Genomic DNA, 22,088 nt, shown 5'->3' with positions numbered 1-22,088 from the left:
AAGATCACAAGGGTTTTATCAGTTGGACGATGCCTGTCGCCTGTGCTCGATCAGGTCCCAGAAATTGCCGAACACATCCTTGAACACGGCAACGGTGCCGTAATCCTCATGCCGCGGTTCCTCGATGAATTCGACGCCGCGCGAGCGATAGAGCGCATGGTCGCGGGCAAAGTCGTCGGTTTGGAGGAAGAAGCTGACACGACCGCCCGTCTGGTTGCCGATGGCCTTCGTCTCTTCGTCGTCACCGGCACGGGCGAGCAGGATGCCGGCGCCGGCCACCGGATCAGGCTTCATCACCACCCAGCGCTTGCCGTCACCGAGCGGATCATCGACCGCGAGCGCAAAACCGAGAACGTCGCGATACCAGGCGATGGCCGTGTCATAATCCGGCACGACAAGAGTGACGAGGAACAGTGAGCGCATCAGTCGTCTCCGCCGGTGGCCGGTGCGGGTGTGCCGCCGCCGCGCTTGATGTTACGGCGAAGCATGCCGACGCTGGCGCCGCCAATGGCGAAGGCCGTAACGAAATAGACGACCATGGCAAACCCGATCAGCGCGAACACGCCGACGACCTCGTGCAGAATACCGGCACGCCGGGTGATGAACTGGTCGGCATAGGCAGCGGCATAGTGTACGGCCACGGCCATGATCAGGGCGGAAATCGCCAGCCGGATAATGCGGCTGACAAAGGCTCTGTCGAAATGCAGATGGCCGCGCCGGATCAGCGTCGTGCCGAGCAGGATGGTCGAGATCCAGGCGGAGGTCACTTCGGCGGTGGCGATGCCCCGCTCGGCGAAGAAGGGGAAGAGCGACACGGCGACGATGCAATTGCAGACCACGGCGAAGGTGGTGAAGCGCATCGGCGTCTTCGTATCTTCACGGGCGAAGAAACCGGGATTAAGCGCCCTGATCATCACGAAGCCGGGCAGGCCAAGGCCATAGATGGCGAGAATGGCCGAGACGCGCGTCGTCATCTCCGGATTGAAAGCGCCGTGTTCGTAGACGACGCGGATGATGTCATCAGACAGCATCCAGATGCCCACGGCCGCCGGCAGCGTCAGGAACAGCACGAATTCGATCGAGCGGTTCTGGATGTTGGAAGCTTCGCGCTGGTAGCCGGCCCGAAGCGACCGCGACAGTTCCGGCAGCAGCACGACGCCGACAGCGACGCCGACGACACCGAGCGGCAGCTGGTAGATACGATCGGCATATTGCAGCGCGGCGATCGCGCCTTCCTTGGTCGAGGCGATCATCTGGCCGATGATCTGGTTGATCTGGGTGATGCCGCCGGTGACCGCGGCGGGGAAAGCCAGCACCAGCAGCCGCTTGACATTCGGCGTCATTCGCGGCCGCCGGAAGCCGATGGTCATGCCGGCATGCAGCACGCCGACATAGAGCACCCCCATCTGCAAAAGGCCCGCTCCCAACACGCCCCAGGAAAGATACCAGGCGGTCGTCAACGGGTCGGCATGCGTATAGAGCGCATAGCCAAGGGCGCCGATCATCAGCACGTTGAGGAAGATCGGCGCCACGGCGGCAGCAAAATAGTGATGCAGCGAATTGAGCATGCCCGACAGCATTGCCGTCAGCGACATGCACATCAGGTAGGGGAACATGACGACAGCGAGCTTCACCGTCACGGCGTATTTCTCGCTGGCCGAATCGAAGCCGGGCGCGATGATGGTGCGCACGATCAGCGGCATCGCCAGTTCCATGACGATGGTGATCAGCAGCAGAATGGTGAAGAGGACGCCGAACACCTCTTCGGAGAAGCGCTTCGCAGCTTCTTTGCCGCCCCCCTCGATCTCCTTGGCAAACAGCGGCACGAAGGCGGCATTGAACGCGCCTTCGGCAAACAGGCGCCGGAAGAGATTGGGGAAGCGGAAGGCAGCGTAGAAAGCGTCGGCCATCGGCCCGGTGCCGAGCGCTGCCGCCATCAGTGTTTCGCGGGCGAAGCCGAAAGCGCGGCTACCCAGCGTCGCACCGCCGACGGTCATGAATTTCTTGACGAGGCTCATTCGTTCTCTGCCGGTTTCTTCACAAGCCGGCCCTTCGGAGACAGCGGCGCCACCACGCCCGGCGCCACCCGCGCCTCGCCGTCGTCGCTGCCGTCGCCGATCACGGTCTTGAGCCGTGCCGCGATCAGCGACTGGCGATTATCGGTGGTGATCTTTTCGCCGGTCAGGTCGGTGACGTAGAAGGTGTCGATCACCTTCTCGCCGAATGTGGTGATGCGCGCCGAGGTGATGTCGAGCGACAGGTCGGCCAGCATCGAGGTGACATCGGAAAGCAGGCCCGGACGGTCGAGGCATTCGATCTCGATGACGGAGAACCTATTGGACAGCATGTTCGAGATCGTCACGCTCGGCGCGATGACGAAGGTCTTGTCCTGCTTGCGGTTCTTGGTGCGCGTGGCGATCACTTCGGGCAGCCGGCGTTTGCCGGACAGCACGTCTTCGATCGTTTTCGAAATCGTGCCGGCGCGGCGCAATTCGTCGGCATCTTCCTTGAACTGCCGGCTGATATGGATCGTGTCGAGCGCCCGGCCAAAGGCGGTGGTGAAAATCTGCGCATTGGCGATGTTGGCGCCCGCTGCGGCGCAGCAGCCGGCTATGACCGCCAGCAAGCGCGGATGGTCGGGCGCGAACACCGTGATTTCCGTGATCGCGTGGAAACTGTCCGTGCGCACCATAGTGGCGAGCGCCTTGTCCTCGCGGTCGGCATCGCGAATGAACGTGGTATGCCGGATCTGGTCTTCGAGCGGCACCGACAGCAGATAAGGCTGATAGTGCATGCGCACATAGGCGTTGCGCTCGCTGTCCGGCCAGTCCGACAGCGCGTCGGCGAGCCGGTCGCGGGCGATATGGGCGCGCTCGGTGCGCGGGCTTTCGGAAAAGCCGCCAGCAAGCACCAGTTCCGCCTCATAATAGAGAATCCGCAAGAGCTGGCCTTTCCAGCCGTTCCAGACGCCGGGGCCGACGGCGCGGATATCGGCGACCGTCAAGATCAGCAGCATTTTCAGCCGTTCGAGCGATTGCACCTTGCTGGTGAAATCGGCGATCGTCTTCCAGTCGTTGAGGTCGCGCGTCTGCGCCATCATCGACATAACAAGATGTTCTTCGATCAGCCAGGCGACCATTTCGGTCTGTTTCGGCGTCATGCCGAACCGCGGGCAGAGTTTTCGCGCGACTTTCGCGCCCGCGGTCGAATGATCTTCCGGGCGGCCCTTGGCGATGTCGTGCAGGAGCACGGCGACATAGAGCGCCTCGCGATCTTCGATACCCTTGATCAGGCCGGAGATCAGCGGATGCGTTTCCGCGCCTTCGCCCTTTTCGATGCTGGAAAGAATGCCGACGGCGCGGATCAGATGTTCGTCGACCGTATAGTGATGATACATCGAGAACTGCATCATCGCGACGATCTTACCGAATTCCGGAATGAAACGGCCGAGCACGCCTGCTTCGTTCATTCGTCTGAGAATGAGTTCCGGGTCACGCCGCGACGTCAGGATGGCGAGGAACTGCCGATTGGCCTCCTCGTTGTTGCGCAGCGTATCATTGATCAGCCCGAGCGAGCGGGTGACGTGCTTGAGCGCGTTCGGATGGAATTCCAACCCGTTCAGATCGGCGATGTGGAAGAGGCGGATCAGGTTCACCGGGTCACGCTGGAACACGTCGGGCCGGCTGAGATCGATACGGCCCTTGTCCTCGACGAAATCCTGTGTACCGGCGATCTTGCGGCGGCGATGGGCGAAGCGGCTGAAGACGCCGCTCAGACCATGCGGTTCCTTCACCTGCTCGTCTTCCAAGGCGGCGCAAAGAATGCGCGTCAGGTCGCCGACATCCTTGGCGACGAGGAAATAATGCTTCATGAAGCGTTCGACGGCCGACAGGCCAGGTCGGGGCTTATAGCCGAGAGCGGTGGCGACATCCGATTGCAGGTCGAAGGACAGCCTGTCCTCCGGCTTGCCGGTGATGAAATGCATGTGGCAGCGCACCGCCCAGAGGAAATCCTCAGCCTTTTCGAACAGCCGATATTCCGTCCGTGACAGCACGCCAAGCTGGACGAGATCGGCTGTGTCGTGGACGCGATAGAAATATTTGGCAATCCAGAACAGCGTGTGCAGGTCGCGGATACCGCCCTTGCCTTCCTTGACGTTCGGCTCGACCAGATAGCGGGTATTGCCGGATTTCTGGTGCCGGTCATCGCGCTCGGCAAGCTTTGCTGCAACGAATTCGGCCGCGGTGGTGCGCACAATCTCGTTGTCGAAGCGGGTTTCGAGTTCTTTCTTCAGCGCGACATTGCCGCAGATAAAGCGGGTTTCGAGGATCGCGGTACGGATGGTGATGTCGGTCCTGGAAAGCCGGATGCATTCCTCGACCGTGCGCGTCGCGTGTCCCACCTTCTGGCCCATATCCCAGAGCAGGTAGAGAATGAACTCGACCACCTTCTGGCTCCAGGCGGTCTGCTTGCCCGGCAGCAGGAAAAGCAGATCGATGTCGGAGCCCGGCGCCAGCGTCGCCCGGCCATAGCCGCCGACGGCGGTGACGCAGAGCGTGGTCGAGCTTGACGGGAAGACATAGCGGGTGGCGAAATCGAAGGCCTGCATCAGCAGCTGGTCCTGCAGCCAGGAAATGCGCCGGGCGCAGCCCATGCCGGACCCATCCTCGTTGAGGATCTGGTGCGCCTTTGCGCGACCTTCCTGGTTAGTGCTGCGGAAAAAGGCGAGCAAGGCGGCGCGCGACGCTTCCGGATCGGCCTTGTATTTGGCGCCGATCGCCGTAACACCGGCCTGGAACGCCGCGACGTCGAGGATATCCGAATCGCCCGTCTCGGTCTTTTCCGCCAGGGCCTGCTTCTGCTGCATCAAAGAGTTCCTCTCCGGTAATCACCGGATGCCGGGGCTATAGCCTGAAGCCTTAGCGAAATACAGAAAATTGTTTGCGCGGCGCTTAACACCACGCGATTGGGCCAAAAATTCGGCGGGCGTCGCAAGACGCCCGCCGACCCGAGACAAGAGATGCGGAGAGGCTGCTCAATGCTGGTCGAGGCGCGTGTCGCGTCCGACTGCTTCCCAGGTTTCGAGGTCGGCCAGCAACGCCTTGGCGTGGTCGCGGATGGCATCGATCGCATCGCCGCCGAGCTGCAGCCGAAACGGTGTCTTGTCTGCCGCCAATGCTTTGTCGATTGCCGCCGCCGCCTTCAGCGGGTCGCCATCCTGGGTGCCATCCATCTCTTGCATCGCTTTGCGCACGCCGGACAGCGCGTCGCGATAATCGTCGTGCACGGGCATGAATCGCTCCGAGCTGCTGACCAGCGCGGTGCGGAAGGCGCCCGGCTCGACCACCAGTACCTTGATACCGAAGCTCGAAACCTCCTGCACCAGCGCCTCCGAATAGCCTTCGAGCGCGAATTTGCTGGCGGAGTAGGCGCCGACGCCGGCAAAGGACATCTGGCCGCCCATGCTGGAAATCATCACGACCGCGCCGCTCTTCTTCGCCCGCATATGCGGCAGCGCAGCCTGCGTGACCGCGGCCGCGCCGAAGAAATTGGTATCCATCAGCGCCCGCAACTCATGTTCGAGCGTCTCCTCCGCCGCACCGACAATGGCATAGCCGGCATTGTTGACCAGCACGTCGATGCCGCCGAAACGCTCAATGGCGGCGGCCACCGCCTGCTTGGCGTCGTGCGGCTTCGTCACGTCGAGTTCGTGAACGAGAACACGGCCCGGCGCCTTGGCTTCCAATGCTCCAAGCTTCGCAACCGTGCGAGCCGTGGCACCGACATTGTAGCCTTTCGACAGGGCGTAGTTGGCAAAGGCATGGCCGAAGCCCGAGGATGCGCCGGTAATGAACCATGTAGGGATATGAGCAGTCATTTGTCGTCTCCTTCGCTCAGCTTGTCTGCTGGAGAGGAACTTATGCGGAAGTTCGGACAACGATAAGACAGTTCAATTCGTATAGATTATGCGATATGGCTCATGAATGGACAGAGATTTGCTCGTTCACTTTCCGGTCTTTCTCTCCGTCGCCCGCCGTGGTGGCTTTGCCGCCGCGGCTGCGGAACTTGGCATGAGTCCATCAGCCGTCAGCCACTCGATCCGCCAGATCGAGATGCGCCTTGGTCAGCCCCTGTTCGCCCGGACGACGCGCAGCGTGGCACTGACGGAAGCCGGCCGTAGCCTTATGGACTCGGTCGGCGACGCTTTTCTCGAAATCGGCGAGGCGGTCGACCGGCTGCGGTCGAATGCCGGTACTGTCGCCGGGCATCTGAGGCTCAGCGTCCCGCGCACGGCGCTCGACATCGTCGTCACACCGGTGCTGGCAGAACTGAGCCGCCGCCATCCGGACCTCGTTGTCGAGATCGCCAGCGAAGACGCCTCGATCGACATCATTTCGAGCGGCTTCGACGCCGGCGTCCGGCTCGGCGAGATGATCGCGCAGGACATGATCGCCACGCGACTGACGCCGCCTTTCCGCATGATCATGGTCGCCTCGCCGGCCTATCTGGCACGCATGGGCGAGCCGAAACGCATCGCCGATCTTTCGGATCACAATTGCATCCGCTTCCGGCTGATTTCCTCGGGCGCGCTTTATGATTGGGAGTTGGAGGAAGCCGGCAAAGATATCAAAGTGGCAACGAAGGGAACGGTGATTGTCACCGATGCGACCTATGCCAAGGAACTCGCCCTTGCCGGAGTGGGAATCGCTTATTTAATGGAACCGCTGTCTCGGCAGGAGATCGAGGTAGGCAGACTCGAAGTCGTCCTCGCCGAACACGCCGTCGAAGAGCCGGGCCTGTTCCTCTACTATCCACGGAAAGCATCGACGGCCCCGAAGCTCAGGGCCTTTATCGATGTCGCGAAAGAAGTGCTGACAGCGAGAGTGGATCGAACGTGGATGGCAAGCCAGAACCAGTTTGAGGCCAAGAGCTCTTAAGCTGTTACGATGAATTTTGTGGAGATAAATTATGCTTTACGTAACTCGTAAATCTCGGTAGTTTACTGCATGATTGTGAGCTATCGCGATAAACGCACCGAGCGGTTTGCCCTTGGTGATCATGTGCGAGAGTTTTCGGGTTTTGCGCGCCAAGCTGAAATACGGCTTGATCGGTTGGAGACGGCGCAGAATTTGGGTGACCTCGCGGCATTGCCGGGAAATCGCCTTGAGGCGTTGAAGGCCGACAGGGCGGGGCAGTATAGCATCCGCATCAATGACCAATGGCGGATTTGCTTTGAATGGCCGGCGAATTCATCCGGCCCGACGAATGTAGAGATTGTCGATTATCACTAGGAGAATGCACATGGCCCGCACCCCTATTCATCCCGGCGAGCATCTCGCCGAAGAGCTGCATGAGCTGGGCCTTTCTGCGGCGGAGGCCGCACGTCAACTGGATGTGCCAGTGAACCGGATCACCGGCATCATCAATGGGCAGCGGGGAATCACGGCCGACACCGCCTTGCGCCTCGGTCACTGGTTCGGCACGACCCCCGAATTCTGGCTTAATCTCCAGCTTCTTTACGAACTTCGCCTGGCGCAAAATGAAGTCGGTGAGAAGATCGAGCAGTTGCCCCGCCTTGATCGCAAGTCGATGCCGGCCGAGATTAGGCCAGCCTCGTTGTGACACGGTTATAAGCTTTCGAGGTGGGAGCCTGACGACTGCCCTCTTTACGCCCGCCGTGCCGCTGGCGGCGTCAACTGTTCGCCAAGTTCCGCGATCCGGTCGACGGCGATCCGGAGATCGTCGTCCGGCACTGTCAGCGACAGCCGCACGAAATCGACCGCCTCGGCGCCGAAGGACGAGCCGGGCATCACGGCCACATGCTTGTCTTTCAACAGCTTCCAGGCAAATTCCTCGCCGGAAAGCCCGGTTCCGGTAACATCGAGCAGGATGAACATGCCGCCTTCCGGCATCAGCGGCGCGATCGTGTTGGAGCCCTTGATATGCTCGGCGACGATTTTTGCGCGGCGGAAATAATTGGCCTTCATGATCTCGGCGGTATCGAAATGTTCGTTGAGCGCCATCGCCGTCATGTCGGCGATGAAGGGTTGGCCGCCGAACAGCATGGTTTCGGAGACCGGCAGCAATCGTTCGCAGAATTCCACCGGCCCTGCTGCCCAACCGCTGCGGAAGCCCGGTGCGGCATGCGATTTAGAGATCGACGACACCGCGATCACCCGTTCGGCCAGGCCCGGATCGTCGAAAGGTGAGAAGAACGATTTGTCGAAGATCAGCTGTTCATAGACTTCGTCGCAGACGATCCACAGGTCATGCTTGCGGCAGACCGCGCCGATGGCATCGATCTCCTCCTTCGACAGCACCGCGCCGGAGGGATTGTGCGGATTATTGAGCAGCAATACCCGGCATTCCGGTGTGATCGCCGCTTCGAGGTCGGCGACCTGCAGATGGAAGCGTTTTTGCGGATGCAGCGGCACCGGAATGAGCTTCGCTCCCGTCGAGGCGACGACACCTTCATAGGTCGCATAGAGCGGATCGCCGGTCAGCACGGTATCACCCGCCTCGACAAGGCCCATCATGACGGCGAAAAGCGCAGTCTGGGTGCCCGGGAAGCAAAGAATGTTGCGTTCGGTGACATCGGGCCGGCGCTTCCGGTATTTGTCCACCAGCGCTTTGACGATCAACGGTTCGCCGCGGCCGTTGGAATAGCGGGTGCGGCCGGCATACATGGAGCGTGCGCATTCGTCGAGCAGCCGCTTGTCCGGTGCCAGGTCGGGCTCGCCGATCGTCAGTTCGATGACCGGGATGCCCGAATGGACCATGTCGCGCGCCTCGACATGCACGGCCCATTTGCCGGAACCGAGACCCGTCAGACGGTTGGTGATCGAAGCGTAGCGCATTGTCGTTCCTTTCGTTCTCAGCCGAGCGCGAGCCCGGTCAGTTTCTCGACGGAGGCAAGTGCGATCCGTCCAAGTTCTCCGTCGGCAAACATCTCGCCGGCCATGCAGCCTTCCAGCCACAGTCCGTCGATCAAGCCGTTGATGGCGATCGCCAGCGACCGCTGCTCGCCGTCGATAACGGCTCGGTCCGCGGATTTCATCGCGTCGCCGAGCAATTGTTCCAGCGTGTCGCGATAGGAGAGGTAACCTTCGCGGTGGATGGCGGCGAGCGCCGGGTCGACGCCGGTCTGCGAGATGAAGGTCGCCCAGAGCGACAGCATCCGCTGGTCGATGACCGGTTCCTGGAAATTGGCCAGCACGAAGATCTTCAGCCGCGCCGCTGCATCGTGGATCTTCTCGTCGGCAGCCTTGCTGGCGCTCTCGAACATCGTGAACACGACTTCGCGATAGGCCGCCTGGAACATCAGTTCCTTGCTGACGAAATAGTGCCGGATCAGGCCCGGCGTGACGCCGGCCCGGTCGGCGATCTGGCGGACGGTCGCACCCTGGATGCCATATTCGGCGATGCAGTCGAGCGTGGCGGCAATCAGGTCCTGCCGCCGCACATCCTCGCTCTCGTGATGGAACGACCGCCGCGTCATCAGCCCTCCCGGAGGATCGGTCGGGTGAGGCAGGTCGGCCCGCCTTCGCAGGCGATGCACAGCGCATCGGCCACAAATGTCTCGACCTCGCAGCCGGCCGCTTCCATGGCGGCTTTCGTCTTCGGAAAACCTTCGACCATGATCACCTTCTTCGGCGAGGTCGGCAGCACGTTGAGGTTCAGGCCATTGCTCGCGGCGAATTCTTCCTCGGGCGCAACGATCATGGTGATGCCGCGTTCCCTCAGCAACAGGTAGAACGAGGCCGGCAGCAAAGACCCATGCACCAGCGCCAGGTCATCGGCCAGCGGCGAAATGACGCTCATCAGATGCAGGCAGGCTTCCTCGCCCTGCCAGAGCGGCAGGTCGAAGCCGAGCACGGTAACGCCGAGCGGCTTCAGGATTTCGGCCACCTGGTCGATGCCAGCCTGGTTGCTGCGCACGCCGCGGCCGATCGCAAGCGTCTTTTTGTCGATCCAGACGCAGTCGCCGCTTTCGACCGTGCCGGGCGCCGTCAGCCGGCCGAGAATCGGCACATCAGCCTTGCGATAGGCCGCTTCATGCAGGTCTCCTTCCGCCAGGCGAAGCTTCTTGCCCATGCGCAGGATGACCGCACCGCCTTCGGTGACAAAGGAAGGATCCTGGGTGAACATGGCGTCGGCCAATCCATCGCCCTCATCCTCGATCCAGGTGATCTCGGCGCCGGATTTCTCCACCAGCGCGGCGAAATGCGCATATTGCGCTATGGCTTTTTGTGCATCGAAGGTCGGGCCGTAGTGCCATTCGTGGGCATCAGCGGCGAGCAGGCTCTTGCCAGGCCTACGCATGAGGACACGAGACAGGCGGCTGGACATCGCCTGGGAACCATAGGCACGCATTCAGAACTCCATTTTGGGCATTTCCGGAGCAAAATCCGGCAGCTAGAACTTTTATAGATTATACACTTGAATAATTGCAAAACAAGTGCTTTACTGATTTTTAATAGCCGGTCGGTGGCCAGTTGCCGACACGGAATAACGAATAACTGGGGAACATGAGCCGTTGTGTCTCTCGCAACGGCTTCAAGAAAAGCGGGCGCGTAAAAGCAGCCTGGTATTGGCGGTATCATGACAGACTCGGCGCAAGCCATCGAGATCGTAAACCTGCATAAAAAATTCGGACCGCTGGAAGTGCTGAAGGGTGTATCCCTCTCGGCCAAACAGGGCGATGTCATCGCTATCATCGGCGGCTCCGGTTCCGGTAAATCCACCTTTCTGCGCTGTATCAACTTGCTGGAGCAACCAAGCGCCGGCACGATCACCATTCATGGCGAAACCATCGACATGAAGAGTGACGGGCGTGGCGGGTTGACGCCGGCCAATCACAAACAGGTGCGGCGCATCCGGACCCAGCTTGGGATGGTGTTCCAGAGCTTCAATCTCTGGCAGCACATGACGGTGTTCCAGAACGTCATCGAGGTGCCGGTTCATGTCCTCGGGGTGCCCAGGGACAAGGCCGCGGCCACGGCCGAGACGATCCTGCGCCGCGTCGGGCTGCACGAGAAGCGCGACATCTATCCTGCCTTCCTGTCGGGCGGCCAGCAGCAGCGTGTGGCCATTGCCCGCGCACTTGCGATCGAGCCGCTGGCCATGCTGTTCGATGAACCGACATCGGCGCTCGATCCGGAGCTCGTCGGCGAAGTGCTCGCCGTCATCGGCGACCTCGCCAAGGAAAAACGCACGATGATCCTCGTCACCCACGAGATGAAGTTCGCGCGCAATGTCGCCAGCCATGTGGTGTTTCTCCGCAATGGCCTGATCGAAGAACAGGGCCCGCCGGATCAGGTGTTCGGCGCACCCAAATCCGAAGCACTGAAGAAGTTCATCTCTTCGGTGCACTAGCGCATGTCTCCCGAAAATCGGAACCGGTTTAGGGACGAAGACAGGTGCAAAAACCGCCACACACACCTTTGATAATAAGGGAGAATCATATGAAATTGGGATTGAAGATCGCTGCCGCGGCACTCGCGCTCGGCCTGACTGGCGCCGTCGCAGCGCAGGCGGAAACGGTGAAGGTCGGCTTCGCCGCCGAGCCCTATCCGCCGTTCACCTCGCTCGACGCTTCGGGCAAGTGGGTCGGCTGGGAAGTCGAGTTCCAGGAGGCCATCTGCAAGCAGGCCAAGCTCGATTGCGTGATCACCCCGGTCGCCTGGGACGGCATCATCCCGGCGCTGACCAGCCACAAGATCGATATGATCATCGGCTCGATGTCGATCACCGCCGAACGCGAAAAGACCATCGATTTCTCCGACAAATATTACAACACGCCCACCGGCATCATCGGCAACAAGGACGACAAGATCGCCTCCACGCCGGACGGTCTGGCCGGCAAGGTGATCGGTGTTCAGGTTTCCACCGTCCACGCCGACTATGCCCACAAGCACTTCACCAAGGCCCAGGAAATCAAGGAATACCAGACGCAGGACGAGGCCAACCAAGACCTCGCCGCCGGCCGCATCGATGCGATCCAGGCCGACGCCATCGCGCTCGACGCCTTCCTGAAGTCCGATGCCGGCAAGTGCTGCGACTATAAGGGCGATGTTGCCGATGATCCGGCCGTTCTCGGCGCCGGCGTCGGCATCGGCGTCCGCAAGGAAGACACCGCGCTGAAGGCCAAGCTCAACGACGCGATCAAGGCGATCCGCGCCGACGGCACCTATGACACGTTCTCGAAGAAATATTTCAACTTCGACATCTACGGCAAGTAATCCATGAGCGGCGCATGGCGGCTTCGCCATGCGCCTCCAGGCCATTTTTAGAAACCGGCGCCGATGTATCAATCGTTTCTGACCTTATCCGATGCCAGCCTTTCGGCTTTCGACCTGAACGGCTGGGGCGGGCAGATGCTGAAAGGCCTGCTGGCCTCGATGGAGATCGCTGTCGGGTCATACTCTCTTGGTCTGATCATCGGCATGTTCGGCGCGACGGGCAAGCTTTACGGCGGTGAGGTGGCCCGCGACCTCTGGGAGGTCTATACGACCCTCGTGCGCGCCGTACCGGAACTGGTGCTGATCCTGCTGCTCTATTATGCCGGCACGGATGCGGTGAACCAGGTTCTGGTTCTGCTTGGCTATGCACGGATCGACATCAGCGGACTGTTTGCAGGCATTCTCGTGCTCGGTGTCGTGCAGGGCGCCTATTCGACGGAAGTGCTCAGAGGTGCCATCAAGTCGATCCCGGCTGGCCAGATCGAGGCTGCGCGTGCCTATGGCATGCCATCGTTCATGATTTTCCGCCGCATTACGCTGCCGGCGATGTTGCCCTATGCATTGCCTGGGCTTGGAAACCTCTGGATGGTGGCCACCAAGGACACGTCCTTGTTGGCGGTTGTCGGCTTTACCGAACTGACGCTCGCGACGCGTCAGGCTGCCGGTGCGACGAAGGCTTACATGAGTTACTATCTGGCTGCCGGCGCGCTCTATTTCGCGGTGTTCCTCGTATCAAATGCGGCCCTGCGACTGTCGGAGCGGCGATCGCGGCGCGGAATAGCGGGAGCGGCCCGATGAGCGAAGAGGTCATCATACCTCCGGCGGAGCCGGTGCCGGAATTCAAGGGCAGCCTGTTCAAGCCGCATCGGATCGTGATGATCCTGATCGTACTGGCACTGGTGGTTCTCGCGGTCACCACCCTGCGCTGGGACTGGCTTCCGAACTATGAAGGCATGATCGTGGCTGGCATCGGCCGGTCTCTTGCCATGCTGTTTTCGTCGGCGATCGTCGGTTTTATTTTGGCCGTCCTGCTGGGCATGGGCATGGTTGCCGGTCCATGGTGGATAAAAGCGCTCTGCACAAGTTTCTGCTCGATTATCCGAGGCACGCCGCTGCTCTTGCAGCTATGGCTGCTTTACTATGGCCTCGGTTCGGTTTTCTCGCTCTATCCGGGTCACAGGCAGTGGCTGCTCTGGCCCTATCTCAGGGAAGCTTGGCCCTATGGCTTCGCCGCCCTGACGATCTCCTTCGCCGGCTATGAGGGCGAGGTAATGCGCGGCGCCTTCGCCGGCGTGCCCCGCGGCGAACTGGAGGCCGCCCGCGCCTATGGCATGACCCCCTGGACGCTCTTCCGTCGCGTCTGGCTGCCGCGCGCCGTGCAGCGGGCACTGCCGACCTTGAACGGCGAGACCGTGCTGCAGCTGAAGTCGACGCCGCTGGTGGCGACGATCACGGTCGTGGATCTTTATGGCGTGGTGTCGAAGATCCGCCAGGATACGTTCCTCACCTATGAACCGCTCCTGCTGCTGGCCCTGGTCTATATGACGCTGACAGGCATATTGGTCGCGGTGTTCCGGTATTTCGAGAACAAGATACCGGTCAAGATGTAGACCTTGGGGGCGTGGCACCCCCCTCTGCCCTGCTGGGCATCTCCCCCACAAGGGGGAGAGTGGCTCGCGGTGCGCCCACAGCCCCAAACAAACGCTGCTGCGAATGCAACGGTAAAGATACGAGCGAGAGGGCGCCCCATCCATTCTCCCCCTTGTGGGGGAGATGCCCRGCAGGGCAGAGTGGGTAAGCTCCAGGCTCCTAACTTACGCCTTCTGCACACCCGGCATCGGCTTGAGCACGCTCATCAGCGCCCCGTAGGGCATCAGCATGACGAACGCCACGATCATCTTCACCGAGAAATCCCCGAGCGCCCAGGACACCCAGCGCGGCGCTTCGGCGTGCAACACGCCGAGCAACGGCGCCCAGCCGATGGCGAAATCGTTGTTCGGGCCGAGGAACGAGAAAGCCGGTGCGAAGGCGAAGGAGAAGAACATCACCGTATCGAGCATCGAGCCGATCACCGAGCCGACCAGCGGCGCCCGCCACCAGGCCTGCCGGCGCAGCCGGTTGAACACCGAGATGTCGAGCATCTGGCCGAAGAAGAAGGCCGAGCCAGAAGCCATGGCGATGCGCGGCTCGGCAACGAACCAGGAGAAGGTGACGCCGACGATGAAGCCGCAGATCACCACGATGCGTGCATATTTCGGCCCGAACTGGCGATTGGTGAGATCGGTGACCAGGAAGGCGATCGGATAGGTGAAGGCACCATAGGTCAGCAGATCGGCAAGATTGATGCCGAACAACGTGCCCTGGACCGGAAACTGAACCAGCACGTTGGAAGCGACGACGACAAGCGTCATCAGGATCACATAAATGAATGTATAGCGTTGCGCCCGCATTTTTTTATCCTGGGTGATGCCACCAGTTGGAGTTGACGATATCTTTGTTTGTTTTCGCATGTCTCCGAAACCGTTTTCATTTTCGGGAGACATGCACTGGACACAGAAAAAAGGCCTGAACGGAGCCGTTCAAGCCTTCATCCGTGAGATCGAAGCCTTGATCAGGCTGCGAGCTTCTTGACGATCTGACGCTTCAACAGACGGGCGCGGACCGAAAGATCGGACTCATCAGCCTTGGCCAGGAAAGCGTCGAGGCCACCGCGATGCTCGACCGAGCGCAGCGCATGCGCCGAAACGCGAAGACGGAAACGCTGGCCCAGCGCGTCCGAGATCAGCGTGACGTTGCACAGGTTCGGCAGGAACCGACGCTTGGTCTTGTTGTTGGCATGGCTGACATTGTTCCCGGTAAGGACGGCCTTGCCGGTCAGTTCGCAGCAACGGGACATTTTAACACCTATTCTATTCGCACTGGCAACAGGATGACGCACCCGAAAGTCGGGCCTGCGCTCCGCTGGCCTGTTTTGGAAGTTGCGGTTCCTTAAAGACCGCTGCTTGGACTGTCAAGCCAAACTTGGCCTGCAGTCGAATTTTCTCGGGGCGTGGCCTTTTGCCACTTGCCAAGAAAAACCACATTAGCTTTCTACTCCGTGGCTGTCACCATCAGGGCTCCTGAATGTTCAAGCGTCTTCTCACATTTTCTGTTGCCGCCTTGCTCGGCCTTTTCGGCCCTGCTGTCGGCGCTGAGGAAGTGCTGAACCACACCAATTACGAGATCGCCCTTTCGGGCCTGCCGCTCGCCAATGCGTTTTTCCAGGCGCGCAAGAGCGGCAAGACCTATTCCATCGATGCTCAGATCGCCTCCACCGGCATTGGCGGCATCATTTCCGACGCCAAGGCGGAAATGTCGTCCTACGGCATCGTCAAGAATGGCACGTTCGATCCGCAGCAATTCTCCTTCCGCTACAAATATGGCCGCAAGGCGCGCAGCTTCGAGACCCATTTCGACGAAGGCAATGTCACATCTTCGGTCGCCGAGCCGGAGATGAGGAAGCGCAAGAATTGGATCGATGTCAGCCCGGACGACCTGAAGGCGGTCACCGACCCGATCGCCGGTCTGGTCGTGCCTTTGAAGGTGGATCCGTGCCAGTCCGAGATCAAGATCTATGACGGTGAATCGCGGCTCAGCCTGAAACTGTCGCGCAAGCGCGAGGACCAGTTCAAGATCAAGGGGTTTGCCGGCGACGCGATCGTCTGTTCGGTCCGCTACGAACCGAAATCCGGCTATCGCAAGGGCCGCAGCGACGTCGAATATATCCGCAAGCTGTCGAGCATGGAAATCTGGTTTGCGAAGTCGGCTCTTCTCAATGTATATGCGCCAGTATTCTTCTCGGTCCCGACGCGATACGGCACGCTGACGGTCACGGCGACGCGTTTCGACGGCTAGCCGCCCGGGCGCATCCAATGCCGGAAGATGATCTCGAAGGTTTTGCTGATGCTGCGCGCGACACTATCGGGTTTCTCGGCAATTCTGATGTGGGCGCTTCTGGCCCTGTTCACCGCCGCGTCGGGCAAGATGCCGCCCTTTCAGCTTGCGGCGATCTGTTTCGCCATTGGCTCGCTGCCGGGCATTTTCACCTTCATCCTCAGGCCTGAGCGGCTGAAACTTCTGAAGCAGCCGCCTGCCGCCTGGGCAACGGGCGTGATCGGCCTGTTCGGCTATCACTTCTTTTATTTCACCGCCTTGCGCAGTGCACCGGAGGTCGAAGCGGGACTGATTTCCTATCTCTGGCCCCTGCTGATCGTGCTCGGCTCGGCCATGCTGCCGGGCGAGCGGCTACGGCTCGTGCATATCCTTGGCGCCCTGATCGGCTTCGCCGGCACCTTCCTGATCGTGTCGCGCAACGGCCTGAATTTCGATAACCGGTATACGATCGGTTATCTCGCCGCCCTTGTTTGCGCTTTCATCTGGTCGACCTATTCGCTGGTCAGCCGTCGCTTTGGCGACGTGCCGACCGATGCCGTCACCGGTTTTTGCCTGGCGACATCAATCCTGTCGGCGCTTTGCCATATGGCGCTGGAAACGACGGTCTGGCCGCAGGCGACATCGGAATGGCTCGCCGTGATCGGCCTTGGCCTGTTTCCGGTCGGTCTGGCCTTCTATGCCTGGGACTATGGCGTCAAGAAAGGCAATATCCAGATTCTTGGCGTGGCGAGCTATGCCGCACCGGTGCTCTCGACCTTGGCGCTCGTGCTTGCCCACTTTGCCGAACCCTCGTGGCGGATCCTGATCGCCTGCCTGCTGGTTTCGCTCGGCGCACTCCTCGCCGTCTCCGGCAATTTCTTCAAGAAGCAGCCGGCCTGACATGGCCCCGGTCTTCCGCTTCGCGCCGAGCCCGAACGGAGAGCTGCATCTCGGCCATGCGCTGTCGGCGCTGCTGAATTTCGACATGGCAAAAGCGTCTGGCGGCCGATTCCTGCTGAGGATCGAGGATATCGACCCGGCCCGCTGCCGGCCGGAATACGAGGCTGCCATTTACGAGGACCTGCGCTGGCTGGGCCTCACTTGGGAGAAGCCGGTACGGCGGCAATCCGAACATGTGGCGGACTATCGCGCGGCGCTGGAGACGTTGAATGGGCGAGGGCTGGTCTATCCCGCCTTTCTGTCGCGGGCAGAGGTGAAGGCGAGAGTGACGGTGTTCGAGGCCGGAGGTGGCGTCTGGCCGCGTGATCCGGATGGGACGCCGATTTATCCGACGGAGGAGCGAGGGCTCGATCCGGAATTGGCTGCGAGGCGGATTGCGGCGGGCGAGCGGCATATGTGGCGGCTGGATATTGAGAGGGCGCTGTCGGAGATTGCGGCTACCCCCCTCTGGCCTGCCGGCCATCTCCCCCTCAAGGGGGGAGATTGGATGGGGCGACCACCCCGGCCTCTCTCTCCTCAAGTGGTTTTCAATGACCCAACGCCGGCGGAGGGTGGAGAGCGAGCCACGAGTCAATCTCCCCCCTTGAGGGGGAGATGGCCGGCAGGCCAGAGGGGGGTAGACGCGGCAACACAAGCTCTCGCCTGGACCGAAACCTCCTCCGGTCTCCCAGAAACCATCCCCGCCGACCCCTCCATCTGGGGCGACGTCGTGCTCTGGCGCTGGGACGCGCCCTCCAGCTATCACCTCTCCGTCGTCCTCGACGACGCGCTACAGGGCATAACCCACATCGTTCGCGGCCGTGACCTCTACCACGCCACGCCAGTGCATCGCCTGCTGCAAACCCTTTTCGGCCTGCCTGCCCCGATCTACCACCACCACGCCTTGCTGCTCGACGCGTCAGGCGAAAAGCTCTCCAAAAGTCTCGGCTCAACCGGCCTGCGTGTCCTCCGGCAGGCGGGTCTCAGCCCGTTCGACATCCGGCGCCGGATCGGCCTCGATGACCTGCCGGCGTGACAGGTACCGGCCGATCAGGTGGCGGACGCGGTATTTCATCAGCGCTGCATTGATCTCCGCGCCGAGCATGAAAATCGCCGCCGCCATATAGAGAAAAGCCAGCGCGATCATGATCGATGCCAGCCCAGCATAGGTCGCGGCATAGTTGTTGAATGTGCTGAGATAATCGGCGAAGAGGTAGCCACCCGCGAGCCAGGCAAAAATGGTGAGCAGGACGCCGGGCAGCACATCGAGGAAGCTGCGCCTGCTATAAGGCAGCCAGAGATGGGCGACGAACAGCACGATCAGCACCGTGATCCCGGCGCCCCAGAGGCTCCAGCTGTTGACGACGATCATGAAATCCTTGGCCCAGGGAATCCACTTGCCCGCGAAGCGCACCGCCAGCGGTGCCGCGACCAGGAAGGTCGACAGCGCCACCAGCGCCAGCACGGCGGCGAGCACATAGCAAAGGCTGATCGGACGGGTGATATACCAGCGGCGCGGATCATAGACGCGATAGGCGCGATTGAGCGAGATTCTCAATGCCTCGACGCCGTTGGACGAGAAATAGAAAGCCGCCAGAACCGAGACCGTCAACAGGCCGCCGCGCGGCACCGTCAGCACCTGCACCACTTCCTTGGCGATCGGCTCGGCGATGATTTGCGGCAGATTGTCGAAGATCAGGTGCACCGCGGTCGAGGAAAACTGGTCCGCCCCGAGAAAGGTCGCGAGCGTCGTGCCGAAGATCAGGAACGGAAAGATAGCCAGAAGCGCCGAAAGCGCCACATGACTCGCCATCGCCCAGCCATCGTCGTCGGAAAAATGCCAGAAAGCATCGAAGGCGACTTTCCAGACCATGCGGACGAATGTCAGCATCCAACCTCCAGGCTTTTGTATCGTGGCTGGTGCGAATATGGGAAACAAACGTTGCCTTGTCGAGGAATCCTATCGAAATGAATGAAAAGCCAAGCATCATCRTCACCGGCGCCTCGTCAGGAATCGGTGCTTATGCCGCAAGAGTGTTGAAGGCCGATGGTTGGCGGGTTTTTGCCACAGTGCGCCGCGAGGAGCAGAAGCTGAGCCTCGAATCGGAGGGCATCGAGGCCTTCCTCATGGACTACACGAAGCCGGAGACGATCAACGCGCTGGTCATAGCGGTCCTGGAGCGCACCGGTAGCAGGCTCGACGCGCTCTACAACAACGGCGCCTATGGTCAGCCTGGCGCCGTCGAAGACCTGACCACGGACGTGCTGCGGCTGCAATTCGAGACCAACTTCTTTGGCTGGCATGAACTGACCCGGCAGGTGATCCCGATCATGCGCCGCCAGGGCCGCGGGCGGATCGTCAATTGCTCCTCCATCCTCGGCCTCGTCCCCTATCCCTGGCGTGGTGCCTATAATGCCTCGAAATTCGCGCTCGAAGGCCTGACGCTGACCATGGCGATGGAGCTCTATGGTTCGGGCATTCATGTCAGCCTGATCGAGCCCGGTCCGATCCATTCGGAATTCATGGCCAATGCACTGGCCGCCGCCGAACAGCATATCGACATCGAAGGCTCCGTGCACCGGGCCATATACAAGCGGCAGATTCGCCGGCTCAAGGGTGAATCCGGCCAGGCCAAAGGCAAGCTCGGACCGGAAGCCGTCTATGCCGCACTCCGGCATGCCTTGACGTCACCGCGGCCAAAGCCGCATTATGTGATCACCAAACCGGCCCGGCGCGGCGTTCTCCTCAAGCGGCTGCTGCCAGCGGGCCTTTTCTACAAGATCCTCGCCAGGATGGGATGAGCAGGCCGGGATCAAACCGGATATTGAATCATGGGTACCTTCACGTATTTTGCCGCCATCGTCGTCATGTTCCTGGTGGCGGTCGTTCTTGTGCGCGGCCTCTTCAACATGCTCAGGGGCGGCAGTCCGATGACCTCCAACAAGCTGATGCAGCTGCGCATTCTGCTGCAGGCGATCGCGATCGCTCTGATCATGGCGACGCTGTGGCTGACGGGTGGCGGCCGCTCGCAGAAGACTTCGGAAATCGACATGCCGGCGACGGCGCATGTCCAATCCGTCGCACAGGTCTGAACGGCATGGTCAAGCTCAACAAGATCTATACCCGCACGGGCGATGACGGTACGACCGGGCTTGCGGCCGGCCCGCGCCGCAAGAAGAGTGATCTGAGGGTCGAGGCTTTCGGCGCCATTGACGAGGCCAATGCCGCGATCGGGCTGGCTCAGTTGCATATCGGCGCCCATGCCGAGCTCGGCGCCATGCTGACCCGCATCCAGAACGATCTCTTCGATCTCGGCGCCGATCTCGCGACGCCGGACACCGGGGAAGCTGTCGCCTGGGAGCCGCTCAGAATCATCTCCGGCCAGGTCGATCGGCTCGAACAGGAGATCGACCGGCTGAACGTCCATCTCAAACCGCTCAACTCCTTCATCCTACCGGGCGGCTCGGCGCTGTCGGCGCATCTGCATCTGGCGCGCACCGTGACACGGCGGGCGGAGCGGTTGATGGTGGCTTTGGCCGATGTCGAAGGCGAGGTGGTCAGCCCTGAGGCCCTGAAATATGCCAACCGGCTGTCGGACTTCTTGTTCGTCGCCGCCCGTCATGCCAATGACAATGGATTGGCGGATATTCTCTGGGTGCCGGGCAAGAACAGATAGGAGATTTTCGGCGCATGTTCATACCGCTCTATGACGTCAATGCGCTGAAACATATCCGCCTGCAATATGTCACGATCGGCTTGATCGCGATCAATATCCTGGTCTGGCTCTTCACCCGGGTTCTGGTGACCGACCACTTCGCGTCGACGGCGCCTGGGAGCTTCGGCTATATACCGGCGCTCTTTCACGACAATGTCCGCCTCGACCCGGCCGTCGCCATCGTTCCTGAAGATTTCACCTTCATCACCTATGCCTTCCTGCATGGCGATTTCTGGCATATCGCCATCAATATGATTTTCCTCTGGGTGTTCGGCGACAATGTCGAGGACGCCATGGGGCATGTCCGCTTCCTCGTGTTTTATCTGGCCTGCGCGGCGGCGGCCGCCTGGTTCCACGGTCTGCTCCTGCCGCATTCGCAAGGCCCGCTGATTGGCGCGTCCGGTGCGATTTCCGGTGTCGTCGCCTCCTATTTCTTTCTGCATCCGAAGGTGCGGGTCTGGGTGCTGATCCTGTGGCGCATCCCCTTGCCATTGCCGGCCTTCATTCCGCTGATCTTCTGGATTGGCCAGCAGATCTACATGCTCGCCGTCGATCGCGTCGGCAATGTCTCGTTTGCTGCCCATGTCGGCGGCATCATTGCCGGACTGATCCTGACGCCGCTGCTCAAACGCCGCGACGTGCCACTGTTCGACCGGACGGTGGTGACGCCGCGCGGCGTCCGATTGCGTCCCGACGAACGTCCCCTCGAGGCAGCCCAAGAGCCGTCACGCTGGGGCCGCTGATAAAATCGATTTGAGGATTCGTGCCCGTATTGACGCCCCGATAGCGGCTCTATATTCCCGTTGCGACATTGAGCGGAGGCCGGTTTTCCAGCCGAAAGCCGTAAAAATGGGGAAAATCTGGCTTGAAAGTGCCGCCGACAGACAATCGGCAAGGGCCCGAAATGGCGCATTTTCGCCGCCAATGAGGAACAGGAAGGACCGTCGATGAAAATTCTCGTAACCGTGAAGCGTGTCGTTGACTACAACGTGAAGATCCGGGTGAAGGCGGATGGTTCGGGCGTCGAGCTTGCCAATGTGAAGATGTCGATGAACCCGTTCGACGAGATTTCGGTCGAGGAAGCACTGCGCCTGAAGGAAGCCGGCAAGGCGGACGAAGTCGTGGTGGTGTCGGTCGGTCCGGCCAAGGCGGAGGAAACGCTGCGCACGGCGCTGGCCATGGGCGCCGATCGGGCGATCCTGGTGGAAACCGATCAGGAGATCGTCGAGCCGCTCGCCGTCGCCAAGCTGGTCAAGGGCGTGGTCGAGGCGGAACAGCC

At 61.0% G+C, this 22,088-nt stretch carries 24 protein-coding genes and 1 pseudogene; 15 read left to right on the top strand and 10 right to left on the bottom strand.

Annotated features, from left to right (window positions below; all coding sequences use genetic code 11):
• Positions 1-18 precede the first annotated feature (18 nt).
• From AC1D06_RS09205 to AC1D06_RS09190, 4 genes are all read right to left on the bottom strand, one after another.
• A complete protein-coding gene (locus AC1D06_RS09205) occupies positions 19-423 on the bottom strand; it encodes a VOC family protein (protein WP_477875952.1) in 405 nt (134 codons plus the stop codon).
• Positions 423-2,018, bottom strand: a complete 1,596-nt coding sequence (gene murJ, locus AC1D06_RS09200) for a murein biosynthesis integral membrane protein MurJ (protein ID WP_477985982.1) — start codon at positions 2,016-2,018, stop codon at positions 423-425. The genes AC1D06_RS09205 and murJ overlap by 1 nt, the downstream gene beginning before the upstream one ends.
• The gene (locus AC1D06_RS09195) at positions 2,015-4,867 is read right to left on the bottom strand and encodes a [protein-PII] uridylyltransferase (RefSeq protein ID WP_477985981.1); all 2,853 of its coding nucleotides are present in this window, start codon (positions 4,865-4,867) and stop codon (positions 2,015-2,017) included. Before AC1D06_RS09195 ends, murJ begins: the two co-directional genes overlap by 4 nt.
• A 168-nt stretch (positions 4,868-5,035) precedes the next feature.
• A complete protein-coding gene (locus tag AC1D06_RS09190; protein ID WP_477985980.1) occupies positions 5,036-5,878 on the bottom strand; it encodes an oxidoreductase in 843 nt (280 codons plus the stop codon).
• A 106-nt stretch (positions 5,879-5,984) separates the two neighbouring features.
• Here AC1D06_RS09190 and AC1D06_RS09185 point away from each other — a divergent pair, with 106 nt between their 5' ends.
• The 3 genes from AC1D06_RS09185 (at position 5,985) to AC1D06_RS09175 (ending at position 7,623) form a co-directional block, all read left to right on the top strand.
• A complete protein-coding gene (locus AC1D06_RS09185; protein WP_477985979.1) occupies positions 5,985-6,938 on the top strand; it encodes a LysR family transcriptional regulator in 954 nt (317 codons plus the stop codon).
• A 69-nt stretch (positions 6,939-7,007) separates the two neighbouring features.
• Entirely contained in the window at positions 7,008-7,292 is a 285-nt protein-coding gene (locus tag AC1D06_RS09180) for a type II toxin-antitoxin system RelE/ParE family toxin (RefSeq protein WP_477875947.1), read from the top strand.
• Positions 7,293-7,302: 10 nt separating this feature from the next.
• The gene (locus tag AC1D06_RS09175; protein ID WP_477985978.1) at positions 7,303-7,623 is read left to right on the top strand and encodes a HigA family addiction module antitoxin; all 321 of its coding nucleotides are present in this window, start codon (positions 7,303-7,305) and stop codon (positions 7,621-7,623) included.
• A 44-nt stretch (positions 7,624-7,667) separates the two neighbouring features.
• Here the strand turns inward: AC1D06_RS09175 and AC1D06_RS09170 are convergent, their stop codons facing one another.
• From AC1D06_RS09170 to AC1D06_RS09160, 3 genes are read right to left on the bottom strand one after another with little or no spacing between them, the layout of a single operon-like run.
• Positions 7,668-8,858, bottom strand: coding sequence for a pyridoxal phosphate-dependent aminotransferase (locus AC1D06_RS09170; protein ID WP_477985977.1), 1,191 nt, complete (start codon positions 8,856-8,858; stop codon positions 7,668-7,670).
• A gap of 17 nt (positions 8,859-8,875) precedes the next feature.
• Positions 8,876-9,499: a TetR family transcriptional regulator C-terminal domain-containing protein gene (locus AC1D06_RS09165; protein ID WP_477875944.1), complete on the bottom strand. Its 624-nt coding sequence runs from the start codon at positions 9,497-9,499 to the stop codon at positions 8,876-8,878.
• Positions 9,499-10,374, bottom strand: coding sequence for a dimethylarginine dimethylaminohydrolase family protein (locus AC1D06_RS09160; RefSeq protein WP_477985976.1), 876 nt, complete (start codon positions 10,372-10,374; stop codon positions 9,499-9,501). The genes AC1D06_RS09165 and AC1D06_RS09160 overlap by 1 nt, the downstream gene beginning before the upstream one ends.
• 228 nt (positions 10,375-10,602) lie before the next feature.
• Between AC1D06_RS09160 and AC1D06_RS09155 the strand changes: the two genes are divergently transcribed.
• From AC1D06_RS09155 to AC1D06_RS09140, 4 genes are all read left to right on the top strand, one after another.
• Complete coding sequence (locus AC1D06_RS09155) at positions 10,603-11,376, top strand: ABC transporter ATP-binding protein (RefSeq protein ID WP_477985975.1); 774 nt, start codon at positions 10,603-10,605, stop codon at positions 11,374-11,376.
• An 89-nt stretch (positions 11,377-11,465) separates the two neighbouring features.
• Positions 11,466-12,242 carry a transporter substrate-binding domain-containing protein gene (locus tag AC1D06_RS09150; RefSeq protein ID WP_477875941.1) on the top strand — a complete coding sequence of 259 codons (777 nt, stop codon included), beginning with the start codon at positions 11,466-11,468 and terminating at the stop codon, positions 12,240-12,242.
• A gap of 63 nt (positions 12,243-12,305) precedes the next feature.
• Complete coding sequence (locus AC1D06_RS09145; RefSeq protein ID WP_477875940.1) at positions 12,306-13,040, top strand: ABC transporter permease; 735 nt, start codon at positions 12,306-12,308, stop codon at positions 13,038-13,040.
• The gene (locus tag AC1D06_RS09140; protein ID WP_477875939.1) at positions 13,037-13,852 is read left to right on the top strand and encodes an ABC transporter permease; all 816 of its coding nucleotides are present in this window, start codon (positions 13,037-13,039) and stop codon (positions 13,850-13,852) included. The genes AC1D06_RS09145 and AC1D06_RS09140 overlap by 4 nt, the downstream gene beginning before the upstream one ends.
• A 204-nt stretch (positions 13,853-14,056) precedes the next feature.
• Here AC1D06_RS09140 and AC1D06_RS09135 read toward each other — a convergent pair whose 3' ends face one another.
• Both AC1D06_RS09135 and rpmB read right to left on the bottom strand, forming a co-directional pair.
• The gene (locus AC1D06_RS09135; protein WP_477875938.1) at positions 14,057-14,692 is read right to left on the bottom strand and encodes a VUT family protein; all 636 of its coding nucleotides are present in this window, start codon (positions 14,690-14,692) and stop codon (positions 14,057-14,059) included.
• A 161-nt stretch (positions 14,693-14,853) separates the two neighbouring features.
• Positions 14,854-15,138, bottom strand: a complete 285-nt coding sequence (gene rpmB / locus AC1D06_RS09130) for a 50S ribosomal protein L28 (RefSeq protein WP_477875937.1) — start codon at positions 15,136-15,138, stop codon at positions 14,854-14,856.
• A gap of 227 nt (positions 15,139-15,365) precedes the next feature.
• Here rpmB and AC1D06_RS09125 point away from each other — a divergent pair, with 227 nt between their 5' ends.
• Genes AC1D06_RS09125 through AC1D06_RS09115 form a run of 3 tightly spaced genes read left to right on the top strand, consistent with a single transcriptional unit; the run spans position 15,366 to position 18,129 of the window.
• On the top strand, positions 15,366-16,136 hold the full coding sequence (locus AC1D06_RS09125; RefSeq protein ID WP_477875936.1) for a DUF3108 domain-containing protein: 771 nt from the start codon (positions 15,366-15,368) through the stop codon (positions 16,134-16,136).
• A gap of 45 nt (positions 16,137-16,181) precedes the next feature.
• Positions 16,182-17,054, top strand: coding sequence for an aromatic amino acid exporter YddG (gene yddG / locus AC1D06_RS09120; RefSeq protein ID WP_477986071.1), 873 nt, complete (start codon positions 16,182-16,184; stop codon positions 17,052-17,054).
• Between the two features lies 1 nt (position 17,055).
• Positions 17,056-18,129 carry a glutamate--tRNA ligase family protein gene (locus tag AC1D06_RS09115; RefSeq protein ID WP_477985974.1) on the top strand — a complete coding sequence of 358 codons (1,074 nt, stop codon included), beginning with the start codon at positions 17,056-17,058 and terminating at the stop codon, positions 18,127-18,129.
• Here the strand turns inward: AC1D06_RS09115 and AC1D06_RS09110 are convergent.
• Positions 18,043-18,984 (bottom strand): YihY/virulence factor BrkB family protein, encoded by a 942-nt coding sequence (locus tag AC1D06_RS09110; RefSeq protein ID WP_477875934.1) that lies wholly within the window; start codon positions 18,982-18,984, stop codon positions 18,043-18,045. The two genes, AC1D06_RS09115 and AC1D06_RS09110, sit on opposite strands and share 87 nt — an antisense overlap.
• Positions 18,985-19,061: 77 nt before the next feature.
• Here AC1D06_RS09110 and AC1D06_RS09105 point away from each other — a divergent pair, with 77 nt between their 5' ends.
• The 5 genes and pseudogenes from AC1D06_RS09105 to AC1D06_RS09085 all read left to right on the top strand — a co-directional run.
• Positions 19,062-19,895: an SDR family oxidoreductase gene (locus AC1D06_RS09105; protein WP_477985973.1), complete on the top strand. Its 834-nt coding sequence runs from the start codon at positions 19,062-19,064 to the stop codon at positions 19,893-19,895.
• A 30-nt stretch (positions 19,896-19,925) separates the two neighbouring features.
• A pseudogene (locus tag AC1D06_RS09100) lies at positions 19,926-20,120 on the top strand (twin transmembrane helix small protein); the annotation flags it as partial.
• Positions 20,121-20,191: 71 nt separating this feature from the next.
• Entirely contained in the window at positions 20,192-20,770 is a 579-nt protein-coding gene (locus tag AC1D06_RS09095) for a cob(I)yrinic acid a,c-diamide adenosyltransferase (RefSeq protein WP_477875932.1), read from the top strand.
• A gap of 14 nt (positions 20,771-20,784) precedes the next feature.
• Positions 20,785-21,552: a rhomboid family intramembrane serine protease gene (locus AC1D06_RS09090; protein WP_477985972.1), complete on the top strand. Its 768-nt coding sequence runs from the start codon at positions 20,785-20,787 to the stop codon at positions 21,550-21,552.
• Positions 21,553-21,756: 204 nt separating this feature from the next.
• A partial coding sequence (locus tag AC1D06_RS09085) for an electron transfer flavoprotein subunit beta/FixA family protein (protein ID WP_477985971.1) occupies positions 21,757-22,088 on the top strand: 332 nt, incomplete at its 3' end.

This window comes from Rhizobium sp. P2_G2, from assembly GCF_056403555.1.
This window is presented reverse-complemented; position numbering and strand designations above follow the sequence as displayed.

Excerpts from the sequence above, each read along its gene's own strand:
- AC1D06_RS09150 (WP_477875941.1), top strand. The coding sequence starts at position 11,466 with ATGAAATTGGGATTGAAGATCGCTGCCGCGGCACTCGCGCTCGGCCTG.
- AC1D06_RS09160 (WP_477985976.1), bottom strand. The coding sequence starts at position 10,374 with ATGCGTGCCTATGGTTCCCAGGCGATGTCCAGCCGCCTGTCTCGTGTC.
- rpmB (WP_477875937.1), bottom strand. The coding sequence starts at position 15,138 with ATGTCCCGTTGCTGCGAACTGACCGGCAAGGCCGTCCTTACCGGGAAC.
- AC1D06_RS09195 (WP_477985981.1), bottom strand. The coding sequence starts at position 4,867 with ATGCAGCAGAAGCAGGCCCTGGCGGAAAAGACCGAGACGGGCGATTCG.
- AC1D06_RS09140 (WP_477875939.1), top strand. The coding sequence starts at position 13,037 with ATGAGCGAAGAGGTCATCATACCTCCGGCGGAGCCGGTGCCGGAATTC.
- murJ (WP_477985982.1), bottom strand. The coding sequence starts at position 2,018 with ATGAGCCTCGTCAAGAAATTCATGACCGTCGGCGGTGCGACGCTGGGT.
- AC1D06_RS09145 (WP_477875940.1), top strand. The coding sequence starts at position 12,306 with ATGTATCAATCGTTTCTGACCTTATCCGATGCCAGCCTTTCGGCTTTC.
- AC1D06_RS09185 (WP_477985979.1), top strand. The coding sequence starts at position 5,985 with ATGGACAGAGATTTGCTCGTTCACTTTCCGGTCTTTCTCTCCGTCGCC.
- AC1D06_RS09155 (WP_477985975.1), top strand. The coding sequence starts at position 10,603 with ATGACAGACTCGGCGCAAGCCATCGAGATCGTAAACCTGCATAAAAAA.
- AC1D06_RS09205 (WP_477875952.1), bottom strand. The coding sequence starts at position 423 with ATGCGCTCACTGTTCCTCGTCACTCTTGTCGTGCCGGATTATGACACG.
- AC1D06_RS09135 (WP_477875938.1), bottom strand. The coding sequence starts at position 14,692 with ATGCGGGCGCAACGCTATACATTCATTTATGTGATCCTGATGACGCTT.
- AC1D06_RS09165 (WP_477875944.1), bottom strand. The coding sequence starts at position 9,499 with ATGACGCGGCGGTCGTTCCATCACGAGAGCGAGGATGTGCGGCGGCAG.
- AC1D06_RS09180 (WP_477875947.1), top strand. The coding sequence starts at position 7,008 with ATGATTGTGAGCTATCGCGATAAACGCACCGAGCGGTTTGCCCTTGGT.
- AC1D06_RS09125 (WP_477875936.1), top strand. The coding sequence starts at position 15,366 with ATGTTCAAGCGTCTTCTCACATTTTCTGTTGCCGCCTTGCTCGGCCTT.
- AC1D06_RS09090 (WP_477985972.1), top strand. The coding sequence starts at position 20,785 with ATGTTCATACCGCTCTATGACGTCAATGCGCTGAAACATATCCGCCTG.
- AC1D06_RS09175 (WP_477985978.1), top strand. The coding sequence starts at position 7,303 with ATGGCCCGCACCCCTATTCATCCCGGCGAGCATCTCGCCGAAGAGCTG.
- AC1D06_RS09190 (WP_477985980.1), bottom strand. The coding sequence starts at position 5,878 with ATGACTGCTCATATCCCTACATGGTTCATTACCGGCGCATCCTCGGGC.
- AC1D06_RS09095 (WP_477875932.1), top strand. The coding sequence starts at position 20,192 with ATGGTCAAGCTCAACAAGATCTATACCCGCACGGGCGATGACGGTACG.
- AC1D06_RS09170 (WP_477985977.1), bottom strand. The coding sequence starts at position 8,858 with ATGCGCTACGCTTCGATCACCAACCGTCTGACGGGTCTCGGTTCCGGC.
- AC1D06_RS09110 (WP_477875934.1), bottom strand. The coding sequence starts at position 18,984 with ATGCTGACATTCGTCCGCATGGTCTGGAAAGTCGCCTTCGATGCTTTC.
- AC1D06_RS09115 (WP_477985974.1), top strand. The coding sequence starts at position 17,056 with ATGGCCCCGGTCTTCCGCTTCGCGCCGAGCCCGAACGGAGAGCTGCAT.